This window comes from Pseudocnuella soli, assembly GCF_004347775.1.
GTDB classification, from domain to species: domain Bacteria; phylum Bacteroidota; class Bacteroidia; order Chitinophagales; family Chitinophagaceae; genus Flavisolibacter; species Flavisolibacter aquaticus.
The window spans coordinates 435,352-450,864 of record NZ_CP037755.1 but is presented as its reverse complement, the minus strand read 5'-3'; the positions used below and the strand labels follow the sequence as shown (position 1 = coordinate 450,864).

Sequence of the window (15,513 nt, the reverse complement as noted above, 5' to 3'; positions counted from 1 at the left end):
TTTTTCCGGAATGCGTAAGCCTAAATTCCGGTTTGCGATAGTCAAAGCGGCGGCATCGAAACAGTTTTGCACTTCAAAATTGAGACGAAAACCATGAGAGGGGCATTGATCTTTTTAACCGTACTGCTTACGGGCCTGCAGGCTGCTGCATTCAACAACATAGAAAACAGCGGCATCATTCGCGGCACTGTTACCACTGCCGAGGGCAAGGCCGCACCGGAAGTAACCATACAATTGCAAGGCACAGCAAGGGGTACCATCACCGACGAAAAGGGTTTTTTTGAAATAAAAAAACTGGCAGCCGGCAGCTACACGGTAGTCGCTTCGCTGCAGGGTTTTGAGCGGGAAGAACAAACCGTGCAGGTAGCCGATGGACAATCGGTAAACATTTCTTTCCAGTTAGCCATCAACTCCAAGCAACTCGACGCCGTGGTAGTGACCGGCAACCGCAAGTACCGCACCGGCAATGTATCGCCATCGCTGCGGCTCACCACGCCCATTTTGGAGCTGTCGCAAAACATACAGGTTATTTCCAAAGGCATCATTGCCGACCAGCAATCGTTTGACATGCTGGATGGCATACAACGCAATGTAAGCGGTGCGCAAAAACTGGAGCATTGGGACAATTATGCCCGTATCAATATGCGGGGCAGCGCCCTCACCGCTTTTCGCAACGGCCTGAACGTATCGATGCCTTGGGGCCCGCTTACCGAAGATGTAAGCATGGTGGAGCGCATTGAGTTTGTAAAAGGGCCGGCGGGTTTTATGCTGGCCAATGGCGAACCCAGTGGGTTTTATAACGTGGTAACCAAAAAGCCCAGTGGCTACAACAGGGGTGAGGTAAGCGTTTCGCTTGGATCGTTCAACTTGTACCGCGCCACTGCCGATGTGGATGGCAAATTTTCCAAAGACGGCAAGCTGCTCTACCGCATCAATGTAATGGGCCAGCTTAAAGGATCACACCGCGATTTTGAATACAACAACCGCTATTCTATTGCGCCGGTGTTGAAATACCTGATCGACGACAAAACATCGGTAACGCTGGAATACACCCACCAGTATTCGCAAATGAATGTGATCGGCAGCAATTATTCTTTTTCAAAAAAGGGCTATGGCGACTTGCCCCGTAATCACACCACTGCCGAACCGAATCTAGATCCGTCGGTAATTAAAGACAACAGTGTGTTGGCAATTTTTGAACACCGCTTCAACGACCAGTGGAAGTTTACGGCACAAGGCGCTTATTTTAATTACAACATGCAAGGCCAAAGCATCTGGCCCTGGAACATTTCGATGACCAACGACAGCCTGATGCAACGCGGCATCTCCATCTGGGATGCACTGGCCCTGAACAAAACCGGCCAGATGTTCGTGAACGGTGAGTTTGCTACTGGTGCGGTTGGTCATAAAGTGCTGGCGGGATTGGACATGGGCAATAGGGATTATTACGCCGACTGGAACCAGGGCGCCGCGTTGGGTGCTCCCAACTTTAATATCTACAACCCGGTGTTTGGTACTGTTGCCGCAGCCGATGTGCCTAAATGGGACCGCAGCCGCGACATACGCGAAAGAGGCGTTCGGTACAACAATGGCTATAGTGCCGTGTACGTGCAGGATGAACTTTCGTTTTTTCAAAACAAATTGCGCCTGACCCTTGCCGGCCGCTTTACCACCAACACCGACCTGAACCCATACAGCGGCAGCACCGACGATAGCAAGTTTACGCCCCGCCTGGGTTTGAGCTACTCCATCAATTCCTCAACGGCTGCCTATTTTGTGTACGACCAGGCTTTTTTGGCCAACTACGGCGCCGACTGGCAGGGCAAAAAATTTGACCCCATCACCGGCGAAAACCTGGAAGTGGGCATCAAACGCGATTGGTTTGGCGGTAAATGGAACACGGCTGTTTCGGCGTACCAGATCACTAAAAACAATGTGCTGACCACCGACCTCGAACACCCAAATGCAGCAGGCCAGTTTGTGTACAACCGCCAAAGCGGGCAGCAGCAAACCAAGGGCATTGAGTTTGACCTGAAAGGCCAGGTGGCCCGCAACTTGGAACTGATTGTGAACTATGCATTTACCGAAGCCAAAACCACCAAGGACAGCGATCCCAAACTGGTTGGTGCACCAGTGGCCGGCGCCACCAGGCACATTCAAAATACATGGGCCAGCTACCGCATTGGCAATGGGGCACTGAGCGGGTTTAAGTTTTCGCTGGGATATCAATACCAGGCAGGTCGCTCCTCGTGGTTTGTATTTGACAAAACGGCCAATGCGCTGCCCGATTATTTCCGGCTGGATGGCGGCATATCCTACGCCGGCGGGCCATTTGGCGTGGCGTTTAACATGAATAACATTTTGGATAAATACCTGTACTCCGGTGCGCCGTACGGTGATATGTTTTACTGGCAAACCGAAGCCGGCCGCAATGCCCGCATTACTGTATCATACAAGTTCTGACCATGACCACGAAAAAAATTGTGCTGCAGATACACCTCTGGCTCGGGCTCCTGTCCGGGCTGGTGATTTTGTTCCTCGGCGTTACCGGTTGCATCCTGGCGTTTCAGCGGGAAATTGAATCGGCAACGCAGCCTTATCGCTACGTGCAGGCGGAGGCCAGGGCGCAACTAGCCCCATCGGTGCTGCAGCCCATTGCCGAAAAACAACTGCCCGGCAAGCATGTGCATGCCGTGATGTACCAGGGCAGGGAGCGGGCCGCCGAAGTGATTTTTTACCATTACGATTTGGCCACCAACACCATCAGCTACTATTACCACGTGTATGTAAACCCGTACAGCGGTGAGGTGCTGAAGGTGAAAAACATGGACACCGATTTTTTCCGCGTGGTCACTATGGGGCATTATTACCTGTGGCTGCCGGCGCACATCGGGCAGCCCATTGTGGCGTCGGCAACGCTCATTTTTGTGGTGCTGATGATATCGGGGCTGGTGCTGTGGTGGCCGCGCAACAAAGCCGCCCGCAAGCAGCGCTTCAGCATTAAATGGAATGTGCGCTGGCGCCGCCGCAATTATGATTTGCACAATGTGCTGGGTTTTTACATGACCTGGCTGGCCATTATCCTCGCGTTTACCGGGCTGGTGTGGGGCTTTCAGTGGTTTGCAAATGGCGCTTATCCAGCGGCCGGTGGCCAAAAGGAATTGCTGTACACCGAGCCGTTTTCCGACACAACCGCATCCCGGGCCGCAGTGGCCAATGCGCCAGCCATTGACCAGGTGTGGCAAAAAATGCAGGTGTTGTATCCCACCGCCGAAGCTATTGAAGTGCATCCGCCAGAGTCGGCCGCATCGCCTATTGCGGCCAACGCCAACCCCGACCGCGCAACGTATTGGAAAATTGACTACCGCTATTTTGACCAGTACACTTTAAAAGAACTGCCAGTGGATCATGTGTTTGGCCGGTTTGGCGAAGCCGCCTTTGCCGACAAGCTTTTTCGCATGAATTACGACCTGCACACCGGAGCTGTTATTGGCCTTGCCGGTAAAATACTGATGTTTTTTGCCAGCCTTATTGCAGCATCGCTGCCGGTTACAGGCTTTGCCATTTGGTGGGGACGGCGGCGTAAAAAAAGCCCTGCTAAAAAAGTGGTGAGCACACTTGAGCCTGCAGTGGCGTAAGGAGTAAAAAGCCAAAATTCAAAAGTAAAAAGGGCTGTAAATCCAAAACCGGGATTTTTACTTTTGAATCTTGGCTTCCCGTTTATCTATTCCTCGTAAATAGGAATGGATGCTTCCAGCTCACAGCCCTGGCCGGGGCCGCTGTTGATCAGGAGCTGGCCTTTCACACTTTCGGCACGGGTGGCCATATTGCCGATTCCAATGCCTTTGCGTTTTTGACCCGGGTCAAAGCCCTTACCATTGTCGCGAACCTGGCAAACCAGCACGCTATCTACGCGGTACAGGCGCACCCATACCTTGGTGGCTTCGGCATGCTTGAGTATGTTGGTAAAATGCTCCTGCAAAATGCGGTAAATGGTGAGGTGCACATCCTGCGCTACCTCCAGCGCTTCAATACCGTTGGTGTCGAGCTCAATTTCCAGTTTGTCGGTAATGCCGATGGTTTCGATCAGTTCGGTTACCGATTCGCGTAAGTTGAGGCGGTTAAGCGAAGGCGCCGACAACCGTTTGGAGAGGCTGCGAATTTCGTTGATGGCATCCTGCAACAACCCGATGGATTTATTGACCAGCTCGCCGGTATCGCCAATGCCATCTCGGCAAAGCTCCTGGTACAGTTTAACGGTGGTGAGCACCTGGTTTACATTGTCGTGCAGCTCGCGGCTTACCTGCGACCGCTCCTGCTCCTGCACTTTTATGGCCGCCGTGGTAATCATTTGCTGCCGCTGCTGTTGTTCGCGGTCCAGCACCTGTTGCAGTTTTTTGCGTTCGGTAATATCGGTGGCCATTGAAAAGAAATGCACCAGTTTTCCCGCTTCGTCAAACACCGGCTGACACAGGATTTCGGCCCAATAAGTATCACCGCTTTTTTTATACGCCGGCACTTCCATCCGGAAAGGTTCGCACTGGGCCATTTTTTCCTGCGCTATGGAAAATGTGTGCGGGCCGGTGCCGGGCCCGTCAAAAATGCTCCCGATGGGTTTGCCAATAGCTTCGTCGGGGTGGTAGCCGGTAATGCGGGTAAACGCTTCGTTTACCCAAATGACGCGGTGGTCCAGGTCAGAAATAGCAATGATGTTGTCGGTTTGCTGGGCCACCAGCGACAGGCGGCGCAGTTCTTCCTCGGTTTGTTTGCGCTGGGTTATGTCGCGAATGAATACAACAAGGCCATCAGGCGAAGGATAAATAAAAATATCGAAGGCCATATTTACCTGCGGCCTAAATGTTTCAAAATGAACCGGCTGTTGTGTGGTCAATGCCTGTTCGTAACGCGGCCTGAATACCGTGGCGATTTCCGGCGGGAAGCAATCCCAGATAACCTTGTACATCACAGCGTCCTTTGGGACTTGCAAAATGTTTTCGGCTTCATTATTCCAGAAGGTAACGCGGAAGTTGCGGTCCATAGCCACAAACCCTTCATGGATCCGCTCCAAAATCGATTCGAGTAATTGGTCCTGTTTGCTGCGGTAAGCTTCGGCGGCTCTTTTTTCGGTAGCGTCCCGGGCTATCGCAATCACCATTTGCTCCTGTTCGTCCCATTCGCCTACCCAAATTACAGGTACAATTGAGCCATCTTTGCGCCGAAAATTATTTTCAAAACCCACCACTTTGCCGCCCTTTTTGCCTTCGGCAAATGTGTGCAGCGATCGCTCCAGATCTTCAGGCACCACCAGGTCGGTAAAGGGTTTGCCCACCAGCTCTTGCGGCGCATAACCCCACAGCTGCACCGAAGCCTTGCTGGCCTGTACAAAGCGGCCGGCCGCATCGAAATAGCAAAGCACATCCAGCGAATAATCGAAGAGCCGCTGAAACTGTTGAATGGTGGGATAATACGGCGCAGTATGCAAGCTTGTGTTGTTTGGTTGATCACTCACCGGTGCAATATCATTAAAATTTTAATGTGTAAGGCGGCAAAGCAAAGCCCTATGTGGGTTATTCGTGGCCTATAAAGTTTACCAGGCCGCTTTGTAATATAGCAACATTCCGTTATTTGTAGTGTGTTTGCAGCGTGCTGTTTTTGCAATTTGCAGGTAGACCAGGGTGTTCCTTTTTTATTTTGGAAAATGCCGTGCAGTTGACGAAGTAGACATCAGCAAAAAAGAAAAGCCGGGTAGAAACCCAGCTTCGTTTTAAAATCCAATATCCTATGAAAAACCGATTAGGAATTTGCAAACCGCGTTCCAAAATTTTTCAAAGCTGCGAAATAACCTATTAAGCTCAACTATTGAGGTATTTTTACCTCATCAATAAAAAGTTGCCCCATTTATACCCCAATTTTCCTTTAACACAACCTTACCTATGGGCTTTTAATCCCAAAAGACATCCTTCCTTCTTAAAAAGCATGAACGCCCCAAACCCGTTCTGCTCACTATGAAAAAACAAATTTTACTCGCAGCCCTTTCTATTTTTTCCCTTGGTGCCTTTGCACAGGAAACGCCTTCTTTTGGTATTCGTGGCGGTGCCTCCATCGGCACACTCAAAGGCGATGCAACTTCCAGCCTCAACAGCCTTTTGGATTATACCAACGGCGCCATTAACGAAGCTTACCGCACTGGTTTTTACGGCGGTACTTATGTCAACATACCGCTGGGTAACGGCATATCGGTAGAGCCTGCACTTTATTATGCGCAAAAAGGTTACGAGCTCCGTGGCGAACTGGGCATCAAAGGCGCTGAATTCATCGGTGCCAATGCAAAAGCCCGTTTAACCACCCATTATATCGACTTGCCCGTGGTGCTGAAAGCCGACCTGGGCGGGTTCCAGGTGTTTGCCGGCCCGCAGGTTTCGTACCTAGCCAGCGCCGGTTTGCGCACCACTGCAGGCGTACTGGGTTTTAATCTTTTAAATAAAAAAATGGATGCTACCCAACAGTTCAACCGCTGGGATGCAGGCATTACCGGTGGCGTAGGCTACCAGTTTGCCAACGGCGTCAACATCAGCGCGGCATACGACCATGGCCTGTCGCGGGTAGATGCCGGACAAAATATGAATGCCTACAACCGCAGTGTAAAAGTGGGACTGGGCTTTACTTTTTAATTGATCCCTTGAAAGCTGCACACAAAAAAGCGACACCTGTTCAGGTGCCGCTTTTTTTATAAAAATGTGTTGCATTACACTGCAGCCACTGCCGGTTGCACCACACGCTTCAGCGCCATGATGTAGCCCGAATGCAGCCCTTCGTGAAACTGCAAAAAGCTGATGGCGCTGTCGATGGAATCAATGTCTACACCATAGCGGGTGCTCCACGCCGGGTATTGCGTCCAGGTGCCAGCAGCAAGGTCGGCTTCCAGCTCGTCGAGTGTAGTAAACAGGAGTTCCTTGATGCGGGCAATGCCGGCGTCATCTACTTTGCCTTCGGGCTTGGTGCCGGGGCGGTAAGCGGCAATAATGCTTTCGTCCACTTTGGCGGGCAGCCCGGCGCGGAGGTAGCAAATGCCTTGCTGCGCAGCCACCAGGTGCCCCAGGTTCCAAATAATATTGTTATTAAAACCGGCAGGTACTTCGTTGAGTGCATCGTTGCTCAGGTCGGCAATATTTTGCAGCAAGTAATTGCGGGTTTTGCGAACGGCGTCGATTTGTGCGTTCATAACTGTTCCGTTTAAATAAGTGGGTTAAGGTTGCAGTTTGATCAGTTGCCCGGGGCCTTCGGTTAGCACGTAAATGTAGCCATCGGGGCTTTGTGCCACATGGCGTACCCGGCCAATATTTTCCAGCAGTTTTTCTTCGCCTTTATAGCCGGCGCCGTCCAATTGCACACGGGCCACATAACGGAACGACAGGGCACCTACCAGCAGGTTGCCTTTCCAACCCGGGTAGCGGTCGGAGGTAATGATGGCCATGCCGCAGGGCGCAATAGAAGGCACCCAGTAACGTACCGGGTTGGTAACGCCGGCCAGCTCTTTATCTTTTGTAAGGATGGTTCCGTCGTAGTTGATGCCGTACGAGGTTTTGGGCCAGCCGTAGTTTTTACCCGGCTCAATCAGGTTCAGTTCATCGCCGCCTTTGGGGCCGTGCTCAATGGCCCAGATGCGGTTGCCGGCAGCATCGTACACCATGCCCTGCGGGTTGCGGTGGCCGTAAGTCCAAATGGATTTAGAAGCGCCTGCCTGTTTGGCAAATGGGTTGTCTTCGGGGATGCGGCCATCGTCGTAAATGCGGTGGATTTTGCCATGATCGTTGTCGAGCTGCTGCACTTTAGGTTGTGTGCCCCGTTCGCCAACGCTTACATACATAAAGCCGGCTTTATCCCACACAATGCGGCTGCCAAAATGGTAATCGGCGTTGAGTGCGGGCTTGGCCACAAACACATCTTCCGCATTTACCACCTGGTTGCCCTGCAGTTTAAAACGCGTAACCGCGGTGGATGACCCGCCGGGCATGGGTTTGCTGTAGGTAATGTAGATCCAGCCATTTTGTGCATAGGCCGGATGCGCCTGGATATCGAGCAGGCCGCCCTGGCCCTGCGCCACTACTTTGGGCACGCCGCTCAGTTTTTCGCCGGTAAACTTATCGCCCTTGAATACAAGGATGTCGCCGTTGCGTTCGGTTACCAGCATGCGGCCATCGGATAGCCAAGTCATGCCCCAGGGGTTGGAAAGGTCTTCGTATAATTTCACCACTTTAAAACTGGTGGTATCGGCAGCCGTGGTGGTGGCTTCGTTTATACCATCGGCTGGCTCGTTGCTGGTGTTGGCGCTGCATGCCGCAACGCCTAAAGAAAAGAGTAAGGCAAATTGATAAAACATATACTTCGGTTGTGTTCTGATTAGGGAGCGTGAATGTAAACAAAGGTAAGCGGCTTGCAATGGCTGTAGCTGCTACATGCTTGTAGCGCTTTTATTTTTATAAAAACAAAAAACACCGGTAGCGGATTGCTTTAAGTGAATGCGGTCAGGGTTGGGAAACCGTGGCTTTTGTGGCAATATGTTTTGCCGTAAGGCTATAAATAAAAAATGCCCCGCCCAGCAACAGTGCGCCGGTAATGCACACGCCGCTCCAGCCCCAGCCCTGCCATACCCACAGCCCCAGTGCCGAGCCTGCCGCCGTGCCTATAAAGCTCACGGTCATGTACACGGTGTTGAGGCGGTTGCGGGCTTCGGGTAAAAGCGCATACACACGGGTTTGGTTGCTTACATGTACCGACTGCTGGCCCAGGTCGAGCAAAATAATGCCGATGACCATGCCCACCACAGCATTGCCCCAAAAGTAAAACACCAGGTAGGACAGCAACACGGCTGATAAACCATAGCCTATGGCCACCCGCGGATTGCCGCGATCGGCACGGCCGCCAACAAGCGGCGCCACCAGTGCGCCGGCCACAGCCGCCAATCCAAACAAGCCAATGGCGCCGGAATTAAAATTGAAGGGCGGCCCCGAAAGATGCAGCACCATGGTGGTCCAAAACAAGCCAAAAGACGCAAAGGTTAGTGCGTTGATGGCAGTGGCTTCACGCAGCACCGGCTGCTCTTTAATCAGTGTAACCAGCGACTGCATCAATTGTCCGTAATGCCCTTTAAATGCAGATGGTGTTTTTGGAAAAAGCACTTGCATCAGCACCAGCAGCAGCGCCGAAATACCAGTCGCAATCCAAAACATGCCGCGCCAACCCAGCCAGGCACCAATAAGCCCGCTGATGGTTCGCGACAGTAATATGCCAATGAGCAGGCCGCTCATAATGATGCCAATAACTTTTCCGCGGCGGTGTGGTTGTGCCCAGTAGGCGGCGAGGGGTAAAATGAGTTGCGGCACTACCGAGGTGGCGCCAATAAGCAGGGAGGCCACGCTCAGCATAGCTAGTGATGTGGAAAGGGCGGCAGTTGCCAGGAACACTACGGCCAGGGCCGTGGTCACCACGATCTGGCTGCGTTTTTCAAACATATCGCCCAGGGGCACAAAAAACAAGAGGCCCAGGGCATAGCCCAGTTGTGTAAAAAAAGTAATGGTGCCGCCGGTACTTTCGGCCACGCCAAACTCGCGGCTGATGAGCACCACCAGGGGCTGGCAGTAATAGATGTTGGCTACGATCAATCCGGTGCACAACGCCATCAGCAGCACCTGTGCCGCACTAAGGGTGTATGGTTTCATGGTGAGGCGGCAAAGTTATGCGCATAAAGGCAGCTGCAATTATTTGCCCGCTTCGTCAAACCGGATCGCATCGGAACACGAAATTTTACTGTAGACAAACGGCTATGCTAATAAACAGCCGACTTATCCCCATTCCGGTGAATCCAAGCCATCAACGGTTATATTTGTACTGGGTAAAATGAGGAAACGATAGAAAGGATTAATGATTTTAGAACATTAGACAGCTAGATAACAATTAGTAGAAATTAAAGTCATTTTTTAGAAAGAAATGGGCGAAAAGCCAACCGCCGGCATTAGCCAGCGGTTGAAGTAGATGTGCGATTTAAAAAAGCCTGACAGAAAGAAAGACTGTCCTGATAGGCTTACGCGATGGCTAAAACTAGCTATCGTATTTGTTCGGTTGGTAAAAGAGCTATTCCAGTAGCTTAATCTTTCTTCAACCTTGAGAACCACAGTTCCAGCTGTGGTTCTTTTTCTTTTGTAACACGAAGCTAAACAAAATAACACATAATCACACAGAAGAAATACAGATACTACACAGATATCGCACAGATAATGCATAATTACAGTACAGATATTAAACAATCAGAAAACGAAATTTATACAAGTAGTTTTCTAATATCATCTTTTAAGATCTGGATTCTAATTCAATCCTTATTTACCCACTTCATCAAACCGGATCGCATCCAGGTTAAACAGCTCCGGAATCTTGGCGTGTTTGTCTTTATAAAAATCGCGGATCACGGCGGCGTCTTTTTCGCGGTCGCCGGTCATGATCACTTCTTTACCAAAACCCGCCACTTTGTTTTTATAATCGAGGTAACCCAGGTACACCGGCACGCCGGCGCCAAGGGCTACATGGTAAAAACCGGTTTTCCAGCGCTCCACGCGTTTGCGGGTGCCTTCGGCGGGGATCATCAGTCTTAGCTCGTCGGTATTGCGAAACAACTGGATGATATAATCCACCAGTTTGGTACTGCGGCTGCGCTCTACCGACATGCCGCCGGTGGCCCGCATAACGGCACCGAGCGGGAAACGAAACAGCTCTTTTTTGGCCAGGTAGCGCAGCCGCGTTCCTGTGAGATAAGCGCACCCCAGCGAATACACAAAATCCCAGTTGGAAGTGTGCGGCGCCGCAATCACCACGCATTTTTTTACCGAAGGCGGAATGCTTTCGGCAGTGCGCCAGCCTTTGAGTTTAAACCACCAGCCAAACAGTCGAAATAGCAACATGCAAACAATATTTTTTACAAAAAAACAAGCCTACGAAACGCCGGCAGTGATCTTGCCAATTTGGGCAAATGCGGTTTTGGCAACGGTCAGCGGGTCTTGCCCGTAATAGCCTTTGTTGAATACTTCCACTGAAACAATGAGCGGCCGATCGGGGTGGCGCAGCGCCTGCAATTGCTGCAGAATGGGCGCTTCGCCCATGCCGGGATAGACGCGGTCGCCGTCGGTAATATCGGCGGGCTTTATAGACAGCGGGTAATCGTTTACATGAAATATTTCCACCGCACCGGCACTGATCAGCGGCAGCGTTTCCAGGGCAGAGCCGCCTTTGTACAGGTGGTACACATCGAGCAGCACTTTGGCTTGCGGGTGCCCGCTTTCAATGGCCACATAAGCCACATCGGCCAGGCGGTGCAGGTTTTTGGCAAAACCCCACAACTCCAGGTGCGGCACCACGCCGGTTTGCTCACCCAGTTCCAAAATGGCTCGGTAGCGTTCGGCGGCACGTTGCAGCGAGAGGCCTGCCTCCTGCACGGCGCCCATGGGCGGTGCGGCAATGCGGCTGCAGCCAATGGCGGCGAGCAGTTCCATTTCTTTTTGCAGTTGCGCTACGCCCTTTTTGCGGCGGCCTTCATCATCCACCACCCATTCGGCAAAGCCAATGCTGTTGACCACTTCAATGCCCAGGTCTTTTAAAAGGGCCTTTGCTGCCGTGGTGCTGCCACCGCCCTGCAAATACTTTTGAAAGCTGTCCATCCAGATTTCCACCGCGCCAAAACCGGCTTTGGAAGCCACTTCCAGCTCTTTTGCAAAACCAAGATTGTGGCCGCGAATGGTGGCCATGTTGAGGCAGGGAATAAAGGCATTGGCCTTGGGCTGCTGCGGCACCGCTCCTGCCACGCGGGGCAACAGGTTGGTGGCTGCGGCGGCGCCCATCAGTGAAAGCAGGTGCCGGCGGTTCATGATGTATTGCAATGTTGGTAACAGCGTTGAAGTTAGGGCAAACAGGCCACCCAAAACCGGGCAGTGTTATTGGTTTATTGATTGGAGGCAACCCAAATGCGCTGCAATCATTTGTACATCCCCAATACCGTTGCCGTAAACAATATAGCCCTGCTTGCAATCGGTAAAAAAAGAGGGTAATTTAATTGGTGATCCTTTCCTGTCTGCTACGCTTTTAACCCGTGCCTTTTTCAAAACTGTCCATTCTTTTTTCACCATAAACAAAAACACATGAAGCAGCTCTTATTTGTTCTGCTGGCGGCAGCAAGCCTCGGCACCGGCACAACAGCTTATAGCCAGCAAAGCGGCACCGCCAACCCTGTTGCCAAAGAAAAAACAAAAGCAAAAGCCAAAGGCGCAAAAGAAGCCATGCCGGCTGCCCGCATGGAAACAGCTAACAACAGCGCACTCCCTTATGTGCCCACTTACTCCGGCAAGTTTACCATGGGCAACCCGGCACACAGCCGCATGGTGCTGAACCTGATCAAGGATTATGAAACCAATCTTTTTTCCATGTCCGATGCTTTTGCCGATACTGCCATTGTATTTTTCCCCGATGGCACCACGGTGCGGGGCATTGAGGCATTGACCGGTGCCTTTAAGCAAATGCGTACCAGCGAGCCGGATATGACCATCAATGTATCGGCAGTGGTGCCCATGCGCAGCACCGACCGCATGGAAGACTGGGTGCTGGTTTGGGGCAATTCGGGCGGCACCAGTAACCGCACCGAGTTTCACCACATCTGGCGCATCAACCGCGATGGCAAAGTAGATTATTTGCGGCTGTACCAGGGCAAAGAGGCACAACAGTAAACAGGTCAAATTGTTTTTTTATGCAAATGCAGCACTCACCCGGTGCTGCATTTTTGTTGTTGCAGGGCACTCATCATTTGTTGGCGGGCCGCCGTTGTCCACCACCGTTTGCCATTTATCCGGGTAGTTTGCCGCTTGCCAAACAGGCGGTCTATTTTGCTCCAGCACAGTAACCCCTGTGCTCTATTTGCCGTTATAAATGCAGGATTCCGTTGCCAACAAAAACCTGCTGTTCTTTTATGCAATTCAGTGCCTTGCTATTATTTGCCTTGCTGCTTTTTTCGTTTGGTGTACAAGGCCAGGATGTGCCCCGGGTGGCCAGGCAACTGCCCGCTGTGCGTACCGTGGCCGTGCCTAAAATTGACGGCGTGCCCGATGAAGCCCTGTGGAAAGCCGCGCAGCCTGCTACCAACCTTGTAGAGTGGCGGCCCACTGCCGGTAAGCCCGAAGACAACACCAACCGCACCGAAATTTACCTGCTGTACGATAACACCTCCGTGTACATTGGCGGCTATTGCTACGAAAAATCAAAAGACAGCGTATCTACCGAACTGGTGGGCCGCGATGTAGTGGGCGTAAACGATTTTGTGGGTGTTATTTTCGATACGTACAACGATAAGATCAACGGCTTTGGATTTTATGTAACGCCGCTGGGCGAACAGTTTGATGCCAAATACTCCAACACTGCCGGCGAAGACGGCAGCTGGAACGGCGTTTGGGATTCGGAATCGAAGCTGATGGAAGGGGGGTGGAGTTTTGAAATGCGTATACCTTACTCGGCCCTTCGGTTTAGCAGCGCTGCCAACCAAACCTGGGGACTGAACATCACCCGCCGCCGCAACAAAAGCGGCCAGCAATACATGTGGAGCCCCGTGGACCAGAAGATCAACAACTTTATGAGTCAGGAAGGGGCATGGGTGGGCATCGACAAAATAAAAGCGCCGGTGCGGCTTTCGCTGTCGCCTTATTTTTCGGCGTATGCCAATCATTACCCGGCCAATGCCGCAGGCAGTAAAAATGTAACCGCTTCGGTAAACGGCGGCATGGATGTGAAATACGGCATCTCCGATGCGTTTACCCTCGATATGACACTGGTGCCCGATTTTGGCCAGGTACAAAGCGACAACCAGGTACTGAACCTGTCGCCGTTTGAAGTAAAGTACAACGAGAACCGCCCGTTCTTTACTGAAGGCACCGAGCTGTTCAGCAAAGGCAACCTGTTTTATTCGCGGCGTATTGGCGGCCAGCCCTTGCATTATTATGACGTTGAAGGAAGGCTGGGCAGCGGCGAACGCATCGTAAAAAACCCGCAGGAAGCCAAGCTGCTCAATGCCACCAAAATTTCGGGGCGCACCAAAGGCGGGCTGGGTATTGGTTTTTTCAATGCCATTACCAAACCCATGCGGGCCACCATTGAAGATGATGCAAAACACAGCCGCACCGTAGAAACAAGCCCGCTCACCAACTACAACATCATGGTGCTGGATCAAACGCTGAAGAACAATTCATCGGTGTCGTTCATCAACACCAATGTGCTGCGCAGCGGCAATGACTATGATGCCAACGTAAGTGCGGTCATACTCGATATCAACAACAAAAAGAACCGCTTTAACTGGTACGGAAAATTTGCCGCAAGCCACCTCACCAATATTGCTGGTAAAAGCAGTACGGGCTATTCGCACAATGTATCGTTCAATAAAACAGGCGGCAACTGGTTGTTTACACTGCAGCAGGAAGTGGCCGATGCCAAGTACGACATCAACGACATGGGCATCCTGTTCAACAACAATTACATGGACCATTACTTTTGGACGGCCTACCGCTGGCTGAAACCCAAAAGTTTTTACAACCGCATACAGGTAAACTACAACGCTACATTAAGCCGCAGGTTTCAGCCCGGCGACCACCAGATTTTCTATACCAATGTAAACGCCAACATACAATTCAAAAACCTGTGGTGGGCCGGTGTATTTGTGGGCCGCAATGCAAATGGCAACGATTTTTACGAAGCCCGCACTGCCGGCCGCTTTTACCGCACACCGCCATCGTGGCGCTATAATGTGTGGGTGGAAAGCAACAACGCTAAAAAGTATTACGTAAGTGCCGGTACGTTCATGGCTTTCCCGGAAATGTTTTCGGGTAAACTTGTAGAAGCCAACCTGGAGCAACGCTACCGGTTCAACGATAAATTTTCGCTGACGCATACCGTAATGGGCGGGCCATCGAAAAACGAAGCGGGCTTTTATAAACTCAATGGCGATGAGATTATTTTTTCAAGGCGCAACCGCCTCACCTGGGAAAACATTTTGCGGGCTAAATATAATTTCAACAACAAGTCGGGCATAACGTTCCGGGCAAGGCATTATTGGAGCAAAGTGGAGCCGCAGCAACTGTACCAGTTGCAGGCCGATGGCCACCTGAAAGAACGTGCCGCCAACGGCACCACCATTCAATATCAGAACATCAACTTCTTCAACATCGATGCTATTTATACGTTGCAGTTTGCACCAGGCAGCTTTATCAATGTTGTTTGGAAAAATGCCATTTACAGTTCCAACGATGCGGTAAATTTTAAATACTTCCGCAACCTGGGCCGCACTATTGATGCACCGCAAAACAACAACCTGTCCATTAAAGTGCTGTATTACCTCGACTATCTTGATTTGAAAAAAGGCAGGAGCCGTAAGCAGAATAACTTGTAAAAAATAGAAGAGCACCAAGGCCCCAATAAAAACTTTTATAACAGATA

11 protein-coding genes are annotated in these 15,513 nt (G+C 51.3%); 5 read left to right on the top strand and 6 right to left on the bottom strand.

Translation table 11 applies throughout. The features are described 5' to 3' along the window. Window positions 1-93: 93 nt before the first annotated feature. Both EPD17_RS01860 and EPD17_RS01855 read left to right on the top strand, forming a co-directional pair. On the top strand, window positions 94-2,463 hold the full coding sequence (locus tag EPD17_RS01860) for a TonB-dependent receptor (RefSeq protein ID WP_132051279.1): 2,370 nt from the start codon (window positions 94-96) through the stop codon (window positions 2,461-2,463). 2 nt (window positions 2,464-2,465) lie between these two features. Beyond that, window positions 2,466-3,638: a PepSY-associated TM helix domain-containing protein gene (locus EPD17_RS01855; protein ID WP_132051277.1), complete on the top strand. Its 1,173-nt coding sequence runs from the start codon at window positions 2,466-2,468 to the stop codon at window positions 3,636-3,638. A gap of 86 nt (window positions 3,639-3,724) precedes the next feature. Here the strand turns inward: EPD17_RS01855 and EPD17_RS01850 are convergent, their stop codons facing one another. Further along, window positions 3,725-5,482 carry a PAS domain-containing sensor histidine kinase gene (locus EPD17_RS01850; protein ID WP_132051275.1) on the bottom strand — a complete coding sequence of 586 codons (1,758 nt, stop codon included), beginning with the start codon at window positions 5,480-5,482 and terminating at the stop codon, window positions 3,725-3,727. Window positions 5,483-6,005: 523 nt separating this feature from the next. On the opposite strand from EPD17_RS01850, the gene EPD17_RS01845 reads away from it, so the two are divergent. Then, window positions 6,006-6,671: a porin family protein gene (locus tag EPD17_RS01845; protein WP_114234483.1), complete on the top strand. Its 666-nt coding sequence runs from the start codon at window positions 6,006-6,008 to the stop codon at window positions 6,669-6,671. 74 nt (window positions 6,672-6,745) lie between these two features. Here the strand turns inward: EPD17_RS01845 and EPD17_RS01840 are convergent, their stop codons facing one another. From EPD17_RS01840 to EPD17_RS01820, 5 genes are all read right to left on the bottom strand, one after another. Further along, window positions 6,746-7,222 (bottom strand): DinB family protein, encoded by a 477-nt coding sequence (locus tag EPD17_RS01840; protein ID WP_132051273.1) that lies wholly within the window; start codon window positions 7,220-7,222, stop codon window positions 6,746-6,748. 24 nt (window positions 7,223-7,246) lie between these two features. Further along, entirely contained in the window at window positions 7,247-8,380 is a 1,134-nt protein-coding gene (locus EPD17_RS01835) for a PQQ-dependent sugar dehydrogenase (RefSeq protein ID WP_132051271.1), read from the bottom strand. 145 nt (window positions 8,381-8,525) lie between these two features. After that, complete coding sequence (locus EPD17_RS01830) at window positions 8,526-9,719, bottom strand: MFS transporter (protein ID WP_204743262.1); 1,194 nt, start codon at window positions 9,717-9,719, stop codon at window positions 8,526-8,528. Window positions 9,720-10,373: 654 nt separating this feature from the next. Further along, window positions 10,374-10,952 carry a 1-acyl-sn-glycerol-3-phosphate acyltransferase gene (locus EPD17_RS01825; protein ID WP_132051269.1) on the bottom strand — a complete coding sequence of 193 codons (579 nt, stop codon included), beginning with the start codon at window positions 10,950-10,952 and terminating at the stop codon, window positions 10,374-10,376. 30 nt (window positions 10,953-10,982) lie between these two features. After that, window positions 10,983-11,912 (bottom strand): sugar phosphate isomerase/epimerase family protein, encoded by a 930-nt coding sequence (locus tag EPD17_RS01820; protein ID WP_132051267.1) that lies wholly within the window; start codon window positions 11,910-11,912, stop codon window positions 10,983-10,985. Window positions 11,913-12,182: 270 nt separating this feature from the next. Between EPD17_RS01820 and EPD17_RS01815 the strand changes: the two genes are divergently transcribed. Together EPD17_RS01815 and EPD17_RS01810 are read left to right on the top strand one after the other, a co-directional pair. Next, window positions 12,183-12,764, top strand: a complete 582-nt coding sequence (locus tag EPD17_RS01815) for a nuclear transport factor 2 family protein (RefSeq protein WP_132051265.1) — start codon at window positions 12,183-12,185, stop codon at window positions 12,762-12,764. Between the two features lie 239 nt (window positions 12,765-13,003). Beyond that, a complete protein-coding gene (locus EPD17_RS01810; protein ID WP_132051263.1) occupies window positions 13,004-15,466 on the top strand; it encodes a DUF5916 domain-containing protein in 2,463 nt (820 codons plus the stop codon). Window positions 15,467-15,513: the final 47 nt, after the last annotated feature.

What these genes read in the sequence shown, in the direction of transcription:
- EPD17_RS01860 (WP_132051279.1), top strand. Translation starts at nt 94, where the DNA reads ATGAGAGGGGCATTGATCTTTTTAACCGTACTGCTTACGGGCCTGCAG.
- EPD17_RS01855 (WP_132051277.1), top strand. Translation starts at nt 2,466, where the DNA reads ATGACCACGAAAAAAATTGTGCTGCAGATACACCTCTGGCTCGGGCTC.
- EPD17_RS01845 (WP_114234483.1), top strand. Translation starts at nt 6,006, where the DNA reads ATGAAAAAACAAATTTTACTCGCAGCCCTTTCTATTTTTTCCCTTGGT.
- EPD17_RS01840 (WP_132051273.1), bottom strand. Translation starts at nt 7,222, where the DNA reads ATGAACGCACAAATCGACGCCGTTCGCAAAACCCGCAATTACTTGCTG.
- EPD17_RS01835 (WP_132051271.1), bottom strand. Translation starts at nt 8,380, where the DNA reads ATGTTTTATCAATTTGCCTTACTCTTTTCTTTAGGCGTTGCGGCATGC.
- EPD17_RS01830 (WP_204743262.1), bottom strand. Translation starts at nt 9,719, where the DNA reads ATGAAACCATACACCCTTAGTGCGGCACAGGTGCTGCTGATGGCGTTG.
- EPD17_RS01825 (WP_132051269.1), bottom strand. Translation starts at nt 10,952, where the DNA reads ATGTTGCTATTTCGACTGTTTGGCTGGTGGTTTAAACTCAAAGGCTGG.
- EPD17_RS01820 (WP_132051267.1), bottom strand. Translation starts at nt 11,912, where the DNA reads ATGAACCGCCGGCACCTGCTTTCACTGATGGGCGCCGCCGCAGCCACC.
- EPD17_RS01815 (WP_132051265.1), top strand. Translation starts at nt 12,183, where the DNA reads ATGAAGCAGCTCTTATTTGTTCTGCTGGCGGCAGCAAGCCTCGGCACC.
- EPD17_RS01810 (WP_132051263.1), top strand. Translation starts at nt 13,004, where the DNA reads ATGCAATTCAGTGCCTTGCTATTATTTGCCTTGCTGCTTTTTTCGTTT.